Origin of the sequence: Desulfosarcina sp. BuS5, from assembly GCF_028752835.1 — a bacterium.
Classification (GTDB): domain Bacteria; phylum Desulfobacterota; class Desulfobacteria; order Desulfobacterales; family BuS5; genus BuS5.
In genome coordinates this window covers 1,134,345-1,153,298 of sequence record NZ_CP087952.1, presented here as the reverse complement: position 1 = coordinate 1,153,298, position 18,954 = coordinate 1,134,345, and the positions used below count along the sequence as shown (strand labels likewise).

At 42.9% G+C, this 18,954-nt stretch carries 14 protein-coding genes and 2 pseudogenes; 3 read left to right on the top strand and 13 right to left on the bottom strand.

Annotated features, from left to right (window positions below; genetic code table 11):
* The first annotated feature begins 38 nt into the window (after positions 1 to 38).
* Positions 39 to 422: a dissimilatory sulfite reductase D family protein gene (locus tag BuS5_RS20225; protein ID WP_338000282.1), complete on the top strand. Its 384-nt coding sequence runs from the start codon at positions 39 to 41 to the stop codon at positions 420 to 422.
* A gap of 11 nt (positions 423 to 433) precedes the next feature.
* Positions 434 to 1,870: a cobyrinate a,c-diamide synthase gene (locus BuS5_RS05635; protein ID WP_027352566.1), complete on the top strand. Its 1,437-nt coding sequence runs from the start codon at positions 434 to 436 to the stop codon at positions 1,868 to 1,870.
* A 135-nt stretch (positions 1,871 to 2,005) separates the two neighbouring features.
* Here the strand turns inward: BuS5_RS05635 and BuS5_RS05630 are convergent, their stop codons facing one another.
* Positions 2,006 to 2,488, bottom strand: coding sequence for a cytochrome c3 family protein (locus BuS5_RS05630; protein WP_027352565.1), 483 nt, complete (start codon positions 2,486 to 2,488; stop codon positions 2,006 to 2,008).
* A 199-nt stretch (positions 2,489 to 2,687) separates the two neighbouring features.
* Between BuS5_RS05630 and BuS5_RS05625 the strand changes: the two genes are divergently transcribed.
* Positions 2,688 to 3,641 (top strand): lysophospholipid acyltransferase family protein, encoded by a 954-nt coding sequence (locus BuS5_RS05625; protein WP_084445484.1) that lies wholly within the window; start codon positions 2,688 to 2,690, stop codon positions 3,639 to 3,641.
* A 16-nt stretch (positions 3,642 to 3,657) separates the two neighbouring features.
* Here the strand turns inward: BuS5_RS05625 and rlmD are convergent, their stop codons facing one another.
* The 12 genes and pseudogenes from rlmD to BuS5_RS05570 form a co-directional block, all read right to left on the bottom strand.
* Positions 3,658 to 5,046, bottom strand: a complete 1,389-nt coding sequence (gene rlmD / locus BuS5_RS05620) for a 23S rRNA (uracil(1939)-C(5))-methyltransferase RlmD (RefSeq protein WP_027352563.1) — start codon at positions 5,044 to 5,046, stop codon at positions 3,658 to 3,660.
* 82 nt (positions 5,047 to 5,128) lie between these two features.
* Positions 5,129 to 7,897, bottom strand: coding sequence for a formate dehydrogenase subunit alpha (gene fdhF, locus BuS5_RS05615; RefSeq protein WP_084445481.1), 2,769 nt, complete (start codon positions 7,895 to 7,897; stop codon positions 5,129 to 5,131).
* Between the two features lie 48 nt (positions 7,898 to 7,945).
* Positions 7,946 to 8,380, bottom strand: a complete 435-nt coding sequence (locus tag BuS5_RS05610; RefSeq protein ID WP_051374496.1) for a VanZ family protein — start codon at positions 8,378 to 8,380, stop codon at positions 7,946 to 7,948.
* A gap of 132 nt (positions 8,381 to 8,512) precedes the next feature.
* Positions 8,513 to 9,457 (bottom strand): annotated as a pseudogene (locus tag BuS5_RS20380) (ATP-binding cassette domain-containing protein); the annotation flags it as partial.
* A 111-nt stretch (positions 9,458 to 9,568) separates the two neighbouring features.
* Positions 9,569 to 10,366 (bottom strand): annotated as a pseudogene (locus BuS5_RS20375) (ATP-binding cassette domain-containing protein); the annotation flags it as partial.
* 60 nt (positions 10,367 to 10,426) lie between these two features.
* Positions 10,427 to 11,665 (bottom strand): beta-ketoacyl-ACP synthase II, encoded by a 1,239-nt coding sequence (gene fabF, locus BuS5_RS05600; RefSeq protein ID WP_027352559.1) that lies wholly within the window; start codon positions 11,663 to 11,665, stop codon positions 10,427 to 10,429.
* A 13-nt stretch (positions 11,666 to 11,678) separates the two neighbouring features.
* Positions 11,679 to 11,909, bottom strand: coding sequence for an acyl carrier protein (acpP, locus tag BuS5_RS05595; RefSeq protein ID WP_027352558.1), 231 nt, complete (start codon positions 11,907 to 11,909; stop codon positions 11,679 to 11,681).
* A 15-nt stretch (positions 11,910 to 11,924) separates the two neighbouring features.
* On the bottom strand, positions 11,925 to 12,692 hold the full coding sequence (fabG, locus tag BuS5_RS05590; RefSeq protein ID WP_027352557.1) for a 3-oxoacyl-[acyl-carrier-protein] reductase: 768 nt from the start codon (positions 12,690 to 12,692) through the stop codon (positions 11,925 to 11,927).
* Positions 12,692 to 14,359: an acyl-CoA dehydrogenase family protein gene (locus BuS5_RS05585; RefSeq protein ID WP_051374495.1), complete on the bottom strand. Its 1,668-nt coding sequence runs from the start codon at positions 14,357 to 14,359 to the stop codon at positions 12,692 to 12,694. Before BuS5_RS05585 ends, fabG begins: the two co-directional genes overlap by 1 nt.
* A 158-nt stretch (positions 14,360 to 14,517) precedes the next feature.
* On the bottom strand, positions 14,518 to 14,697 hold the full coding sequence (gene rpmF / locus BuS5_RS05580) for a 50S ribosomal protein L32 (RefSeq protein ID WP_027352555.1): 180 nt from the start codon (positions 14,695 to 14,697) through the stop codon (positions 14,518 to 14,520).
* Between the two features lie 456 nt (positions 14,698 to 15,153).
* Positions 15,154 to 17,682, bottom strand: coding sequence for a preprotein translocase subunit SecA (secA, locus tag BuS5_RS05575; RefSeq protein WP_027352554.1), 2,529 nt, complete (start codon positions 17,680 to 17,682; stop codon positions 15,154 to 15,156).
* Positions 17,683 to 17,953: 271 nt separating this feature from the next.
* Positions 17,954 to 18,883, bottom strand: a complete 930-nt coding sequence (locus tag BuS5_RS05570) for a M23 family metallopeptidase (protein WP_027352553.1) — start codon at positions 18,881 to 18,883, stop codon at positions 17,954 to 17,956.
* Positions 18,884 to 18,954: the final 71 nt, after the last annotated feature.

Here is an 18,954-nt window from a genome sequence, read left to right as displayed (position 1 = left end):
GCGCAGATTTTTTGTTCGTCTTCAAGGCGTGGTAACAGTTGCATAGTGGTGGACTATACGACTGTTACCGCAACGTAGAAGACGGACAAAAGGGCAAGCAGGATGCGTATAGATTATTTTCGGTAAGTTCCCTAAGCCGGGGCATTGCTCCCGGCTTAACCCAGAAAAGAGGCGTAAATATGGATGAAGAAGCAGCAAAAAAAACAATTGTAGAAAATCTTAAAAAAAAATCAAAGGCAAAATCAAAGTTTTATCTTAAAGATTTTTACAAGTTTATACCGGATGAAAAACCCAGAACAGTCAAAAATCTTGTAAATAAAATGGTAACTGAAGGCATTCTCGAGTACTGGTCAAGTGGCAGCACCACCCTGATCGGTCTTAAAGGGACGGGCAAGCAGGCTCACTCGGAAGACGAAGATTAGAGAAAACACAAATGCAGCAAAAAAATTCCCCTTCTTCCGGAATTGTGGTTGCCGCCCTGCGGGGCGGGTCCGGTAAAACTTTAATTTCCATAGGAATAATTGCTGCATTAAAAGAGCATGGAAAGCGGGTAGCACCTTTTAAAAAAGGTCCTGACTACATAGATGCGGGCTGGCTGGCTCTTGCAGCAGGTCGGCCCTGCTATAATCTGGATACCTTTCTTGTTACAAAAGAAACTACGCTTAAAACTTACAATTATTACACCTTAAATGCAGACATCGCAATCGTGGAGGGCAACCGGGGCATATATGACGGTATAGACCCGGAAGGTAAGACCAGCACGGCTGAACTTGCCAAACTCCTTAATATACCTGTAGTTTTGTGTCTTGATTGTACAAAATCTACACGAACAATGGCTGCTGCAATTCTTGGCTGTATAAAATTTGATCCCCATACCATGATTAAGGGGGTCATTTTAAACAAGGTTGCCGGCAAAAGGCACGAAAAAAATCTTAGCAACAGTATCGAGCACTATTGCGGAATTCCTGTACTTGGGGCCCTGCCAAAACTCGGGAGGCAATATTTTCCTGAAAGACACATGGGTCTGGTCCCTACCCCTGAGCACACCTGGGCCAAAGTATCTATTGAAAATGCCGCTAAAACAGCAAAAAAATATATCGACCTTAACACATTATTCGATATTGCTCATCAATCCACGCCTGCGGCATGCCCGACACCCTTTGAGTATAGAATATTATCAGACACCATTAGTCCCAGGCCCAAAATAGGTATATTCAGGGATGCGGCTTTCCAGTTCTATTATCCGGAAAATATAGAGTCTCTTAAACAGGCAGGCGGCGAAATAATCTTCATAAGTCCCCTTGAGGGCAAGCCATTGCCTGAAATTGATGCTCTATATATAGGGGGCGGTTTTCCTGAAACGCATGCTGAAAAGCTTGCCCAACACGTTGAATTCAGAAATGAATTACATTCCCGGGCCGAAGACGGGCTCCCGATTTATGCGGAATGCGGCGGTTTGATGTACCTTGGAAAGGAGCTTGTTCTCGGCGAAAATTCTTATGCCATGACAGGAGCGCTGCCGATTGTTTTTGGTTTTTCAAAAAAACCACAGGGGCACGGGTACACAATCGTCAGCGTAAAAGAGAATAATCCATTCTTTAAAATCGGCACAACATTGCGCGGCCATGAATTCCATTATTCAAAAGTACTCAGTTGGAATGGTGACGACGCAGACTTGGCGTTCAAAATGGAGAAAGGAACCGGATTTTTAAATAAAATGGACGGAATATGTTATAAAAATATACTCGCCTCATACACGCATATTCATGTCCTTGGAACGCCTGCCTGGGCGGAGGCTATGGTAAATAATGCCGTTTCCTATAGCAAATATAAATCAGGCAAAAAACAGGGCAATCATGATACCGCATGATTGCCCTGTAAAAGATCTAAAAGCTGTTTAATCTTAAAAATTAAATTATGAGCATTAATAAAAACAGTAAGTTATAATAATATTTATTGATATCATAAAATTCTACCCCGGAATTTGAATAGGATACTAAAAATTTTATTTCCCGGGCGCCTTGGGGTGACAAGCCTTACATGTTGTTGGGGCTGCGCCTTTATCCTTTGATTTCAGGCCATTTTTCTTGTTAAATTTCTTGTGGCAAGGCTTGCAGTTATCATGCATTGCATTGGCGTGATATTCGAGCTTCTGTTCCTTTGAAAGACCTTTTGCCTTTTTTCCTTTTATATATCCTGCTTTTTTATGGCACTTCATACAGTTCTGAACATCATCACCCGCTTTAAGGTTTTCAAGTGGTTTACCGTCCTTGTCATGATGGCATTCACCACAAGTCGCCTTATATTCTTTCACATGCTTTTTGTGGGCAAACTCAACTATGCCTTTCTTATGTTTGGTATAAGCTTTATGTTCCATTTTGATAACATCAGGAACCTCAGTCCCCGCATAAAGACAGGGTACCATAAATACTACTGCCACTGCAATTCCAACAAACAGGGATATTATTGTACAGAATTTTTTATCCATTTTTCCTCCTCTTAATAGAATTATTAATTTTAAAAAAAATATCATGAGTACCCTTCCCTGTCAACAAATAAACCATGCATCCAGCAAGTCGAAAAAAGTAACTCTTGCAAAACTATGAGCCCTTATATATTTAATATATCAAGTTTTTTTCAGACAGTATATTTTATAAAATATTATCAACTCATGCCTCCAGAAAAAAATGAAACAGATTAGTAAAAACTGTATTATCAGTCTTTTATCACTATTCATCCGAAACATCTCCCGCAATTCCATTATAAACACAGGAAGATTGCTGGGTCTGGCCGGATATGTGTTAGACCTGCGGCACAGGCGGATCGTGCTGAGCAACCTCAGATTCGCATATCCTCAATGGTCGGGAAGCAAAGTCCGCACCATGACAAAACGCATTTTCCAGAATATGGGTATTACCATTCTGGAAATCTGTCAATTATCTTTCCTACACCAAAAAAATATCCTTGGCAAAGCATGCATCAAGGGTGAGGATAATCTTCTAAATGCAATAAACAGCGGAAAAGGAGTAATTTTTATTTCAGCCCATATAGGAAACTGGGAACTTTCCCTGTTGCATTGTTCTTATTATATTCAAAGCGGTATCGTCTTGGTTGCAAGTCGTATACGTTTAAAAATGCTCGACAGATGGATTCACAGGCTCCGATCCAGTTCCGGAAATATTTTAATAGATAAAAAAGGGGCCTTGCCTTCTATGGTAAAGGCTCTTAGAAAAGGCGGAGCATTAGGTTTGCTTGTTGACCAGTCGACCAAACGGTCAGAAGGCGTCAACGTAGACTTTTTTGGGCATAAAGTAACTGCCACCCCGGTTGTAGCCATGCTGGCTATTAGATACAATTGTATAGTATTGCCGGCTTTTTGCGTCAGGGAAAAGGATGGTAACTATACACTAATTTACAAAAAACCTTTGCGCGTTAAAAAAACGGATGATTTAAAAACTGATATAACCTCATACACACAGGTTATGACGGATATGATTGAAAACATGGTCCGGGAATATCCTGATCAGTGGTTCTGGTTCCATAAGAGATGGAAAAGATACTACCCGGGACTTTATCCCGAAGCCATAAAAAGACGTGACCGGCGAAGAAAAAAAAAATTTGCCAGGCAAAATAAGTTCTGAAAATTTTCAGATCATTTTATTTCCTGCGAATTTTTGCCACTGATTCAATATGGTATGTATGAGGAAACATGTCAATCGGCTGCACTTCCACAATTTCATAGCTATCCTTGATCATAGCAAGATCTCGGGCCATTGTGGCCGGGTTGCAGGATACATAAACAATTCTTTCCGGAGCCGCAGCCATAATCTGCTTGACCACATCCTTATGCATCCCGGATCTTGGAGGATCTATTATCAGGACATCCGGCCTGGTTTTAATCTGTGCAAGTGAATATCTTATATCACCAGGTATGAACGTGCAGTTGGATACCGAATTATTAATACAATTTTTTTCAGCATCACCGACAGCGCTCTCAACCATCTCCAGACCGGTTACCTTTTTTGCACTATCTGATAAAAAAATCGCTATGCTTCCTGTGCCGCTGTATAGATCCAGCACAATTTCACGACCTGTGAGACCGGCATATTCCTTTACTTTTTTATATATCTCGAATGCGCCTGAAGTATTGGTCTGAAAAAATGAATTAGATGATATTGTAAAATGGTATGAGCCGATCCGCTCGGTTATACTTGAGGACCCTGCCAGGTTTATTTCATACTCACCGACTGCAATTCCTGCTTTTCCGGAATTAATGTTATTTACTACTGAAACAACCTCCGGATACCGCTCTGTTAGTATATCGGCAATGGGCTGCACGGTTTCGCGATCTTCATCGGCAGTAATTATATTGACCATCCACTGATCAAACGCTACGGAATGCCGGAGCATAAGAAAACGCCAGTATCCCTCATGACTGCGCAGACCGTAAACAGGAACATTGGAATTCCTGATGAAGCTTTGCACATCATTCAAAATTTTATTGCCGAAATCAGGCTGCAGCAGACAGTACTTATTATCCAGCACCTTGTAAAAAGTACCGGGGACATGGAGTCCAAGCGCAAAACCGATTTCAACATCATCTTTTCCCAGCTCCTCCGGGAGCAGCCATCTCCTGTCGGAACAGGAGAATTCCATCTTGTTCCGGTACCCGAAAATTTTCCCGGAAGGTATTGTCGCATGCACTTCAATATCGTGAAACAACCCGATATGCTCAAGAGAATCGACAACGTGCTGCCTCTTGTATTCAACCTGTTTTTCATACCTTAAGGTCTGCCATTTGCACCCGCCGCAAAACCCGCTATATTCACATTCCGGTTCTACCCTGTAAGTGGATGGTTCCAAAATTGCCTCAACACGGGCTTCAAGATATTTTTTCTTTTTTTTTATTATGCGGGCAGAAACATAATCCTGGGGAATTCCGTTATCAATAAAAACCGTCAAACCATCTATTTTGGCAATTCCCTTGCCTCCGAATGCAACTCCATCCACCCGAAGGTCAAGCAGATCCCCTTTTTTTAGATTCATAAAAAATATCCTGAGAAATAAGCATAAAAAAAGGCTGATATGAATATCAGCCTTTAAAATTTTTATATAGTGCCTAAAGTCACTACGCCGCTTTTGACAACTTAACCGCGCAAACTTTATATTCCGGTATCCCTGCAACGGGATCCAGGGCGGCATTAGTCAATCTGTTTGCCGCAGCTTCCGCAAAATGGAATGGCATAAATACCGTCCCGTCAACGGCCTTGCCTGAGATAAGCACCTTTGCATTGATCTCGCCTCTCCTGGAAGCAATATTAACTATCGCCTTGTTGTCCAGATCGTATTTTTCAGCATCCTGCGCAGAAATCTCTACAAAACATTCCGGAGCACATTCATTCAATCCTTCTGTTTTTCTTGTCATTGTGCCGGTATGATACTGATAAATAACCCGTCCGGTTGTCAGATAGACTGGATAATCCTGATCAACACGCTCATCCGGGGGTATATAGTCTATACTGTGGAAGAGACCCTTTCCGCGTGTAAACTGCTCGCCATGCAGTATTGGGGTGCCCGGATGATCGACGGTGGGGCAGGGCCAGTGCAGGCCGACATCTTCTATGCGGTCATACGTTATACCTGCATAGGAAGGCGTAACCATGGAGATCTCTTCCATTATGGCCCGGCTGTTTTCATAAGACATCGGGAATCCCATCCGTGAAGAGATATCGCAGATTATTGCCCAGTCATCCCTGGCCTCTCCCGGAGGCTCAACCGCTTTTCTTATTCTCTGAACCCGGCGCTCCGTATTTGAAAAAGTGCCGTCCTTTTCGGCAAAACATCGCGAAGGAAACACAACATCGGCAATCTGCGCGGTTTCCGTAAGAAAAAGATCCTGAACCACCAGGAAATCGAGATTCTTTATCGATTTTTCAGCATGATTAAGATCCGGATCCGATACAAGCGGATTTTCTCCAATTATATAAAGAGCCTTAAGCTCACCGTCATGCGCTTTGGGTATCATTTTGGTAACTGTAAGACCAGGCTTATCCGGAAGATCTGTAACACCCCAGGCTTCCTCCATCCGTTTCCTTGCATCAAAATCCGTCACCGGCTGGTATCCAGTAAGCACGTTAGGCAGCCCGCCCATGTCGCAGGCTCCCTGTACATTATTCTGACCTCTCAGAGGATTGACGCCTCCGCCCGGTATGCCGATATTACCGCAGAGCATCGACAGGTTGGCCAGAGATTTTACATTGTCGGTGCCGGTTGTATGCTGGGTTATCCCCATGCAGTACAGGATACTAGCTGCTTTAGCCTTTCCATAGAGTCTGGCAGCTTCAACTATATCCCTGGCATGTATGCCGGTTATTTTTTCTACTTTCTCCGGGGTAAATTTTTCGACAATCTTTTTTAACTCCTCAAAACCCTCGGTTCTGTTCTCTACAAATTTTTTATCATAAAGCTCTTCATTGATGATCACGTGCATCAGACCGTTGATCCAGGCAACATCGCTGCCGAGATTGGGTCTCAGCCATAAATCCGTAAATTCGGTCAGTTTTATGCGCCTGGGATCTACAACTATCAATTTTGCGCCTTTAAACCTTACAGCCCTCTTTACGACAGAGGACAAGACCGGATGGTTTTCGGTGGTGTTTGAACCTGTAACGAGGATAACGTCCGCTGTTCCAATATCTCCGATAGTATTTGTCATTGCTCCACTTCCAAAAGCTGCGGCCAGACCGGCCACTGTTGAGGAATGTCAGAGCCGGGCGCAATGATCAATATTATTGGTTTTAAGGGTTGCGCGTGTAAATTTATGCGCTATATAATTCTCTTCATTTGAAACCCTGGCGGAAGTGAGTACCCCAATGCTGTCAGGCCCGTGTTCTTCTTTAATACTTTTAAGCCGGCCTGCAACCAGATCAAGCGCTTCATCCCATGAGGCTTCCCGGAACTCACCATTCTCTTTTATCAGCGGAGTTGTGAGGCGTTCAGGAGAATTTACAAAGTTATACCCGAACCGTCCTTTTACGCAAAGGCTTCCATAATTTGGCGGAGTACCTTCAACGCCTGTGACCTTTACTATTCTATTATCTTTAACATGGAGATAAAGTTGACATCCGACACCGCAATAACTGCATGTGGTACGAACTTTTTCAGTCTCCCATTGCCTGACCCGGTAGCGTACATCCTTTTCCACAAGGGCGCCCACAGGGCAAGCCTGAACACATTCGCCGCAAAAGACGCAATCAGAGTCCTTCAATGCCTTGTCATCAGATGCGACTACCTTGTCCGACAGCTTGTTCTGTCCGAAATCTATGGCATCATTAACCTGTATCCCCCTGCATGCGGCCACGCATCTGCCGCACCTGATACACCGGGAAAAATCACGCACAATAAACGGGTTCACATCCTCCATTGGATATTGTACCCTGGTTCCCGGTGTCCCGGTTGCGGAAACCTGATATCTATAGGCAAGGTCCTGAAGCCTGCAGTCACCCCACACGGGGCATAGCTGATCGCTTTTATCATCCTGCTGCACGTTAAGCTGAAATGCAGTCCAGTCTCTATCATCTGAACCACGCGCCGCACAATTATGATTTCCCAGTGAAAGCATATTCCTGATAGTATTACGCCGCGAATCGATTACCTTCGGCGACTCAGTCAGCACAACCATTTGACCCGCAGCAGTGGTAGAACATGCTTCCGGCAAATCATCCTGCCCCTCCACCTCAACTACACATACACCGCACTTACCGCTGGGAGCCGCTCCATTCAAATAACATAGTGTGGGTATATCAATATCATTCCGCCGGGCTACTTCCAGTATGGTCTCCCCAGGCTCGAATGAAAATTCATTTCCATTGATTATGATGCTGTTTTGTGCCTCCATGGTATATTTTATCTCCTTATAAGGTCCCAACCAATGTAAAAAAAATTATTAATCTTTTCTACAAAATTTACACAAATTTGTCAATCCGGGAATTAATACCGGGACATGGTATTTAATAGATAACAAATAATAAACATATACACCAAAAGCACTGCCGAGCAAATCGGCATAAACATCCTTAACATCAGCGCATCTGTATGGAACAAAATACTGATGCATTTCATCGCTGAGGCCGTAAAGAGTCGACAAAAGCGTACTGATAATAATCAGAAAAACTATATTCTCTTTAATCCAGAGGGTTGCGAATGCTCTTATAATAAGCAACCCAAGAAAAGCATATGCAAAAAAATGAATGAATTTATCTGCAGAAAAAGATTTGGGGACATGAACAGGATACTTATCGGACGAAAGGCTGTAGATAAGAACACAGTATAATAAAAGAGGAAACCAGTAATAAAAAAAAAATTTGCTTTTTTTATTCATTATTATGCCCAAAAGACGATTATATGGTCAAAAATTTACAAACTAAATAACTGTTTAATATTGTTAACTTTGGTGGGTCGTCGCTACGCTCCTTAATCCACCCTGCAATTTTTATATGAAAACCTATAAAAATCAAACGTCAATAAATTGACCAAACTCCTTTTCCTCTTCCGCAAGAGTATCTGTCAATTCCTCCAGTTCATCATAAAAAGAATCGATTTTCGAGTTGCATACATGAATCCCTATGGACAGCTCTGCTATTTTTTCACCATCATGTTTATGTGATGCATCCACAATTTCCAAATTTAATCTATCAAGTTGTTTTTCGCAACGCTCTATTTCTTCCTCAACTTTTTTTATCTTCTGTTTAAGCGGTTTCAACACCTGGGAACGTTTAAACAAAAGCCCTGATCTTTCACGCCTTGATTTTTGTTTATTTATTTGAGCACCCGTCTCTTTAGCAGGCAATCCCTTGCTATGAGAGGCTTCTTTTTCGGTACTATTATCTCCCCAGCCGCCTTTATCAAGAAAACTTTGATAAGAGCCGTCAAAAAGATCAATGGACCCATTCTGAAATATGATTAAGCGGTCCGCCAGAGCATGCAAAAACATCTCGTTATGGGTAACCATTACAACGGCTCCATCGAAATCATCGATCGCTTCCAGCAAAGCATCACTCGATTCCATATCCAGATGATTTGTCGGCTCATCAAGGAGTAACAGGTTAACCGGTGCTGCAAGAAGCTTGCCCAGCATTACCCTGCTTTTTTCTCCTCCGGAAAGAACGCGTATCTTTTTCAAGGCCGCATCTCCCCCGAACATCATGGCCCCACAAATATTCCTGGCCATCTGCCTGTCAACATCACGGTGAGACGATAAAATTTCTTCCTCCACGGTAAAGCTGTCATTAAGGCTTTTTACGTTTGTCTGCTCAAAAAAACCTTTTGATGCGGCCGGATTATATTTTATTTCACCCTGATCAGGCCGCAGCGCGCCGGCCAACAGTTTAAGAAGAGTTGTTTTACCACGACCGTTTTGCCCGACTACGCATATTCTATCTCCGGCCCCTATTGTAATATTAAAATTTTTAATAATGAAATCTTCTTTATCATATGCAAATGAAATTTTATCCGCGCTCATCAGGTATTTACTTCTAAAGGAGAGGCTTCTGAATGAAAACTCAAGGTCATCCTGTTTTTCCAGCTTTTCCCTTTTTTCCATCCTGTTCAAAGATTTGATTCTTGACTGCACAAGGTTTGCGAGCCTTGCCTTGGCCCTGAACCTGTTTATGAAAATTTGAACATCCTTTCTGCGTTTCTCATCATTGATGCGTGTTTTCTCGTATATCTCCTCCTGCTGGGCTATCTGTTGATAATATTTTTCAGTATTACCGGCTACCTTGCGAACCTTTTTGCGATGAATACCCACAATATGAGTAACGACACTGTCCATGAAACTTCTGTTGTGTGATATCAGCATCAGTTCACGGGGCCAGTTATTAAGAAAACGCTCTATCCATCGTATGGAGGTGATGTCAAGATAATTGGTCGGTTCATCAAGAAGGAGGAGATCGGGCTCGGATACAAGCGCCTTGGCAAGATTCAGGCGGACCTGGAATCCACCGGAGAATTCTTTTGGGTGTCTACTCAAATCATTTAAAGCGAATCCCAATCCAGTAAGAATTTTTTCGACTTTCCATGACTGATCACGTTCATGCTCCGGCAGACCTTTTTCACCCTCTGCAAGAATGGAATCTTCTGTAAAATCAAGCTGCTGTAGCACATAGCCTATCCGGTAATTTTTCGTAACTGTTATGGAACCGCCATCAAAGTCTTCCTCTCCGATTATAAGCCGGAAAAGAGTAGTTTTGCCGTGGCCGTTTCTCCCCACAATACCGACTCTTTCCCTGGGATTAACCCTGAAACTAATCCCTTTAAAAAGTGCATTGCCTCCAAAGCTTTTGGAAATATTTTCTATGTTGATCACGATATAATAGTCATGTAGGGGTTCAAAATCTTGAACCCCCACGTTTCGTTTAAAAACAATTTAGGAATATTTTTTTAGAATAAGACTTGCGTTTGTCCCGCCAAAACCGAATGAGTTTGTCATTGCGAAATCAATATTCATGTTACGCGCAATATGCGGCACATAGTCAAGGTCACACTCATCTGAGGGATTGTCAAGATTTATGGTGGGCGGGGCTATACTTTCATAAATCGCCTTGGCAGTAAAAACCGCCTCAACACCTCCGCTACCGCCAAGCAGGTGGCCTGTCATCGACTTGGTTGAGCTGACGGCGATTTTAGAGGCATAATCCTTAAAGACTTCCTTGATAGCCATTGTTTCATAAAAATCATTTATCGGGGTTGATGTTCCGTGAGCATTAATATAGTCTATCTTGTCATACGATATACCGGAATTATCAAGGGCCGCCTGCATACATCTTGCGGCTCCCTCACCATTGGGAGCAGGCGCGGCTATGTGGTAACCATCACCGCTCATACCGTATCCGACTATTTCCGCATAAATGTGAGCGCCTCTTTCAAGTGCACACTCGAGGTCTTCGAGTATAAGGATGCCGCTTCCCTCGCCAACCACAAAACCATCACGATCACGGTCAAAAGGCCGTGAAGCTTTATGAGGCTCATCATTGCGGATGGAAAGAGCTTTCATGGCATTAAAGCCACCGATACAGCACGGGCTTATCACAGACTCCACGCCTCCTGTGATCATTGCGTCGGCTGCGCCCCTTACTATGGTTTTGTATGCATCCCCAACTGCATGGGTGCCGGCAGCGCAGGCGGTGGCGATTGAAGAGTTGGGACCTTTGGCGCCAAAATAAATAGAAATCATCCCCGGAGCCATGTTGCCTATTATCATGGGAATAAAAAAGGGTGTAATCCTTTTTGGTCCCTTTTTACTTATCATGACGCTCGTTTGCTCTATCATATTAAGCCCGCCGAGTCCGCATCCTGTTATAATGCCAACCCTGTTTCTGTTTGAATCGTCTATAATCAGCCCGGAATCTTCAATGGCCATACGGGTTGCCGCTACAGCATAGGCCAAAAAAAGCTCAACCCGTTTAGCATCCTTTTTTTGCAAAAAGTCTTCGGGGCGAAAGCCCTTCACCTCTCCAGCAATTTTTGTCGCATAGGCCGAAGCATCAAATCTTGTTATTTCATCAATCCCCGACTGGCCTGCGCACAGAGCCGCCCAGGTCTCATCAACGCCTATCCCCAAAGGGGTTACAAGTCCCACACCAGTAATAACTACCCTTCTGTCCAACAAAAACCTCTCCTTATTCATGCTTCGCTATATAATCCATGGCATCCTGAACGATGATCAACTTTTCCGCATCTTCATCCGATATTTCCACATCAAATTCCTCTTCTATGGACATAATCAGCTCAACCAGATCAAGTGAATCGGCTCCCAGATCATCAACAAAGGATGCCGCAGGCACAACTTCCTCAAGTTCAACACTAAGTTTATCTGCTATTATCTTCTTTACTTGTTCAGCTATTGGCATTTAACATTACTCCTTTCAAATATACATTCCACCACTTATATGAATTACCTGGCCCGTAACATAAGAAGCTTTATCAGAGGCCAAAAAAGCAACTATCTCCGCAACATCTTCGGGCCGGCCGGGACGTCCAAGAGGAACCTGATTTAACATAGCCTCCCTGGCCTTGTCCGAAAGCGCAGCCGTCATATCCGTTTCAATAAAGCCGGGAGCTACTGCATTAACCGTAATCCCACGGGATGCAAGCTCTCTTGCGGCCGATTTTGTCAATCCTATTATTCCCGCCTTGGAAGCAACATAATTTGCCTGCCCCGGATTGCCGATCACACCCACAACCGAAGCAATGTTAATAATATGTCCGTAACGGTTTTTCATCATTTCCCTGGCAGCAGCCTTAGTACAGAGAAAAGCTCCTTTTAAATTTACACCAAGAACTGCATCCCAGTCCTTTTCCTTCATCCTGACCAGCAGGCTGTCCCTGGTAATCCCGGCATTATTGATCAGGACATCAATTTTACCGGCTTTATCAATGATATTTTTAAAAAAAGCAACAACTTCCTGCTCTGATGCAACATTGACACTGCTGCTTGTGGCGGTTCCGCCTTTTTCCAGAATAAGTTTTTCCGTCTCGGCAGCGGCGGCAACTTCAGCAGAATCATCTCCGGGAACATAATAGTTAAAATAAATTTCCGTTCCCGGTTCCGCCATGGATATACATATGGCGCGACCTATTCCCCTGGAAGCACCGGTTACCACCACTATTCGTTTATTAATAGCTGCCATCATTACCTCGCAAAAAGTATATCAGCCACCTGGTCCATATCGTTTATGATATTTTCACAACTGCCTGAAAGCTGGTCATACGATATTTTTTCCATGAAACCGGTTTTAAAAGAATTATCAAATTGCCCGGTCCCCATAAGTATTTTGCGTATGCTTCCTGCAGCGAACTCAGCGACTTCATTGGCAAAAATACGATTCATCGCCCTGATCTTTTCAGCATCAGGACTTCCTTCTTTTGTAAGGGCAAATGCCTTGCGGGCAAAACTGACACCCACCTCCACCAAAGTCATCAAATCAGCCAAAGCAAACATCACAAACTGTTTTCTGGTGAGCCTGTTTTCATGGACTACACCAATAAGCTCATTCAGCCCTCCGGCTGAAAGGCCATAATATCTGCATCCTATATCACCCATTTCAGCGTCAAGTTCTTCCATTTCCAGGGCCATATCCTTATAAAAAGCCCCTTTTGTTTTCCTTGTCTTTTTCCACCTGAATGTGCTGATGATATTCTGCTGAATTTCACTTGTACCTTCGTATATGCAAGTAACTTTTACATCCCTTTTGATCTTTTCAACTTCATATTCGCATATATAACCATACCCGCCAAGCGCCTGAATAGCGTCCTCCGCAGTCTTGTTGGCCGTTTCCGTAGCAAACAGCTTGGCGATTGAGCCCTCCACGTCAAGCCCTTCCTCTCCTGAATCACAACGCAAGCCCACTTCTTCCATGTAGGCCACTGCAGCCTCCATCCGTACCGCATTGGGAACAACCAGTTTGTGAGTGTAGCCCTGCTTTTCTGAAATAGGAGAACCGAACTGGATCCTCTCTTTCGCATAAGGAATCACGATATTCAAGGCGGCTTCGCCTGCTCCAATAGCCATGGCAGCAACCATTAGCCTTGTATATCCAAAAACCTTACCGGCCTGTTTAAGACCCTGCCCCGGAATACCCCCTATAAGGTTCTCCACAGGGACTAAAACATCGGTAAATGATAATGGAGAGGTATTAGACGCATGCAGCCCGTGCTTTTCCTCACCCCTGCCCTGTACAAAACCCTCTGCGCCCTTTTCAACAACAAAAAAAGTAGGCCCCTCAGGAGTTTTCGCCAGGAGCGTAATAAAATCGGCATATCCTCCGGTGGAGATAAACTGCTTTGAACCGTTAATCTTGTATCCTGTTACCTGTCCGGCATCGTCCATTACAGGTTCAGCTTTGGTTTTTAAGGCGGCCAGGTTGCTGCCGGCTTCGGCTTCTGTAACCGCATATGCGACCAGTGTTTCACCTGAAGATATAGCGCCAAGCCACTTTTGTTTCTGTTCCTCCGTTCCGCCGACCAATATAGGATCGGCACCAAGCTGAATCGCAAAAAATGCCGTGCTGACACCAAGGCATATTCCGGAGATGACCCTAACAAGCGCGCATGAATCCCGAGCACCGCCCCCCATACCCCCATATTCTTCAGGGATAAAAAGAAGATGCAACCCGATATCCGGGCCTAGCATCGTCCTTATTATCTCTTCCGGGAAGATATCATTCTTGTCAAATTCGAGAATAGTTTCCCTGGTAAGAAGCCGCTTTCTGATCTGATCTACAGTATCGAGGACCATCTGCATTAAATCCTCGTCAAGGCCTTTCAGATGAGCACCCCCCTCAATTTCAGTCTCCGCCATATGTTAGCATCCCCTTGATTGTTTATTATCCAGCAATTCCCGATGAGGTCATAGCTATTTGATAGCTATTGCTTTTTCCAAAAAAATTGCAAGCCCTAATCATAAAATACCAATAATTTAAATATGTTATCTTACTTTTGGTCGGGAATTGCTGCTTATTATCCTTCAGTATCTATAACATTACGTCCTCTATATATACCGCATTCCCGGCATACATGATGCGGCAGTTTTGCCTCCCCGCAATCAGGACAGGTCATGACCGCCTGACCTTCAATCTTTTTATGGGTTCTCCGTTTATCACGTTTTGACTTTGATGTTTTACGCTTTGGTACCGGCATAAGTAATCTCCCAACCAATTGTTTTATTTAATAAAATACCATCAATCTCCTTGCGGTAGAGTGATGGCGCTACTAGTAATTCAATAATAAAGGATTGTCAATAATTTTATTTAAATTTTTCAAACGCTCTTGCTTTATTTATACGATATAAAGCGGGTGTTATATAAAGAGCGGTGAATTTATTGCGTAACTTTTTAAAATTATTGATATATTTATAACTAACTTAAATAGAACGAACGGAATAATCTATCTACCTTCAGGAGCAAAAGGAAAAAAATTGAGTTGGATAATGTGAGATTAACAGGCAAGTATTTATTTTTTAACTCATTACTAGTACTAAACACTATACACATGAGTAAAGGCCACTACCTTTAACCTAACCCGAGCTATTTTTGACTATGGGGGCACGATGCATCGTGCTCCTGCGCCGACTAAATGGATAACTTGTATACACAATTATTTTCCGCAGCATTTTTTATATTTTTTACCGCTTCCACACGGACAAGGCGCATTCCTGCTAATCTTTCTTTCAGCGCGCTTGACAGGCATTTTTTTTGTTTCACTCCCATCTCCGCCGGAGAAGACAAGATCCTGTTCTTTTGGCCGTTTCAGATCATCTATCCTCTCCGGTTGCTCTATCCGGATTCTGAACAAGAGTCCGACTATCTCTTCCTTGACCCTTGATATCATCTCCCGGAACATTTCAAACCCTTCTTTTTTATAAATTATAAGAGGATCCTGCTGGGCATAACCCCTGAGACCGATACCTTCTTTAAGATGATCCATGCTTAGGAGATGGTCCTTCCATAACTTATCAACAGTCTGAAGCATTACAATCCGTTCAAAAGTTCTAAAATCTTCTTCACCTATAATAGATTCACGAATTTTATATATCCCCATGGATGATTCGTATATCAACTCTGTCAGGCCCTCTATTGTCAAACCATCCATTGTATCGTCATCTATACCGTTCAAATTAAAATGAAACTTTTTACGAACCATTTTTTTAATGCCATCCCAATCCCATTCCTCGGAAAAGGTTTTATTATCTGCAAAATTGCCGGCAATTATTTCTGATTGATCATATATCATATCCTTAATCGCGTCTTTCAGATTTTTTCCTTCAAGAGCTTCACGACGCTGCTTGTAGATTACCTCCCTTTGCTGATTCATGACATCATCGTATTCTATTAACTGCTTTCTTATATCAAAATTGCGGCCTTCAACCTTTGCCTGGGCATTCTCTATTGCCCTGCTGATAAGATTGTGCTCAATAGGTTCCCCTTCTTCCATTCCAAGTTTTTCCATAACCTTGGTTATTCTATCGCCGCCGAAAATTCTAAGCAGATCATCTTCGAGGGAGAGGTAGAATCGTGAGGAACCAAGGTCGCCCTGCCTGCCCGATCTTCCTCTTAGCTGGTTGTCTATCCGCCTGCTTTCATGCCTTTCCGTCCCGATAATATGCAATCCGCCCAGATCGGCGACTCCTTCACCAAGAACAATGTCAGTCCCGCGTCCCGCCATGTTTGTTGAAATAGTTACTGCACCTTTCTGCCCTGCCATGCTGATTATTTCAGCCTCTTTTTCATGATTTTTTGCATTAAGGACAGTATGCTTTATCCCCCTTTTTTTCAGTTTTTCCGAAAAATCTTCGGACACATCTATTGAAACAGTGCCGACCAGCACGGGCTGCCCTTTTTTATGGAGTTTGACAATCTCGTCCATAGCGGCATTATATTTTTCTTTCCTGGTTTTATAGATCTGATCCGGATAATCATTTCTTATCATTTCCTGGTGAGTCGGAATTACGACAACGTCCAGGTCATATATTTTTTTAAACTCACCGGCTTCGGTATCCGCAGTTCCGGTCATTCCGGATAGTTTGTCATACATCCTGAAATAGTTTTGAAAGGTAATCGTGGCAAGGGTCTGATTCTCATTCTCTATTTTTACACCCTCTTTCGCTTCCAGGGCCTGATGCAGTCCCTCACTGTATCTGCGCCCGGGCATAAGTCTGCCTGTGAATTCATCTACAATTATAACTTCACCCTCTTTAACTATATAATCGACATCGCGTTTAAAAAGAGAATGAGCTTTCAAACCCTGGTTAATATGGTGGAGAAGTTCAATATGATTGGGGTCGTAAAGGTTGTTGACCTTAAAAATTTTTTCCAAATTTACGACGCCTTCGTCGGTCAGCATGGAGCTTCTGGCTTTTTCGTCTATCGCGTAATCAATATCCCTTTTAAGACGCGGTATTATTCTATTGATCTGATAATAGAGATCCGTCGATTTTTCTGCCGCACCCGATATAATCAAAGGTGTTCTGGCCTCATCTATCAATATACTGTCAACCTCGTCAACTATGGCAAAGTTTAGCATAGGCTGAACAAGCGACTCAATATCAAACTTCATATTATCCCGCAAATAATCAAACCCGAATTCATTGTTGGTCCCGTAAGTTATATCTGACGCGTATGCTTCCTTCCTCTCGGCATCATCCATTTCGTGCAGTATGCTGCCCACGGAAAGCCCGAGAAAATTATATAGTTGACCCATCCATTCCGTATCGCGCCTTGCAAGATAATCATTGACTGTAACAATATGTACGCCTTTACCTGTTAACGCGTTAAGGTATGCGGGAAGAGTGGCAGCCAGGGTTTTCCCTTCTCCTGTTTTCATTTCAGCGATATTGCCGGAATTAAGTACCATTCCCCCGATAAGTTGAACGTCAAAATGCCTCATCTTGAGTACTCGCCTGGAAGCTTCCCGCACTGTGGCAAAGACTTCCGGCAGGATATCTCCAAGTGTTGCCCCATTCTCGTTCTGTTCTTTGAAGTACCCTGTTTTTGCCATGAGTTCGTCATCACTCAGCGCACGCATTTCCGGTTCCAAAGAATTTATCAACTGAACAGCCGGTTGAAGTATTTTCAATTCACGTTCATTTTTACTGCCGAATATTTTTGTTAAAAACTGGCCGATCATCTATTAAAAGACCTCATTGGTGGTTAGGAACGAGGATGAAATAACTTCCCTGTTCTTTAAGCGGAATTATTCAGAAATGAATTGTCGATTTTTTTGAGGTGTAATAAGGGAACTTACAGAAAATAATCTACGCATCCTGCTTGCCCTTTTGTCCGTCTTCTACGTTGCGGTAACAGTTGTATAGTTCACTATGCAACTGTTACCACGCCTTGAAGACGAACAAAAATTCTGCACGATATGCGTAGATTATTCCCTTCCAGTTCCCTAAAAATTAGTTTAGTATGAATTTGTCAGGGTTTACAGCTATACCATTAAGCCTAACTTCATAATGAACATGAGATCCGGTACTGCGTCCTGTACTGCCGACAAGAGCGATAATATCGCCTTTTTTTACCCGGTCTCCCCGTTTTTTCAAAAGTTTACATGCATGCCCATAACGTGTCGACATCCCATGTCCGTGGTCAATAACAACTGCTTTGCCAAGCCCTCCTTTAATTCCTGAAAATGTTACAAGACCATCAGCGGTTGCGAAAATCGGATCGCCCTTTCGTGCCGCAAAATCAATCCCTTTATGGAATTCTTTACGTCCTGTAAAGGGAGATACCCGGTATCCGAACTTGGATGAGATCCATCCTTTGGAAATGGGGCGTATGGCAGGTGTGGATGCCAGGATATTCTGCTGGTGCGCCAGCTTTTTAGCAAGAGTCTCAAAATCATTTTTTTGGGCTTCCGCTGCACGATCGCATTGTTCTAACTGTTCATGCATTTCCCTGATCAAACTGTTATGTTTTTTTGTAACCTGTATCCGTGTGTCAAGGATCTCCGGATTAGATCCGCCGACTCCTGAAAAATCGTTCAGATCATCAGATTTTTCAATATTTGCAATAACCCGTATCTTTTTTTCAAACTTTTTTAATGATGTCAGTTTCGTCTTGAATGCTTCAATCTTATCCGCTAAATTCTGTATCTGCTTTCTCTGCTCGAATATTTCGTCCTGCTGAACGGAATTTTTTCTCTCAAAGTTGTGCGCGTTAACTGCTATTTGCTTTGCAGTTACGTAATCATAAAGGACAAAACCGAATGACACCAGGCCGACAAGAATAAAAAAAGAAATGCAAAAGATAAAAGTTCTGGAAACAGTAATATGTTTAACCGATGAACCGGTGTTGGTTAATGCAAAGATAGAGATTTGCTTTCGCATAATAATTGGACTTACAAGTTATATTTTAAAAATACATAAAAATCAAGCAAAAATCATGCCTTTAGAGCTGG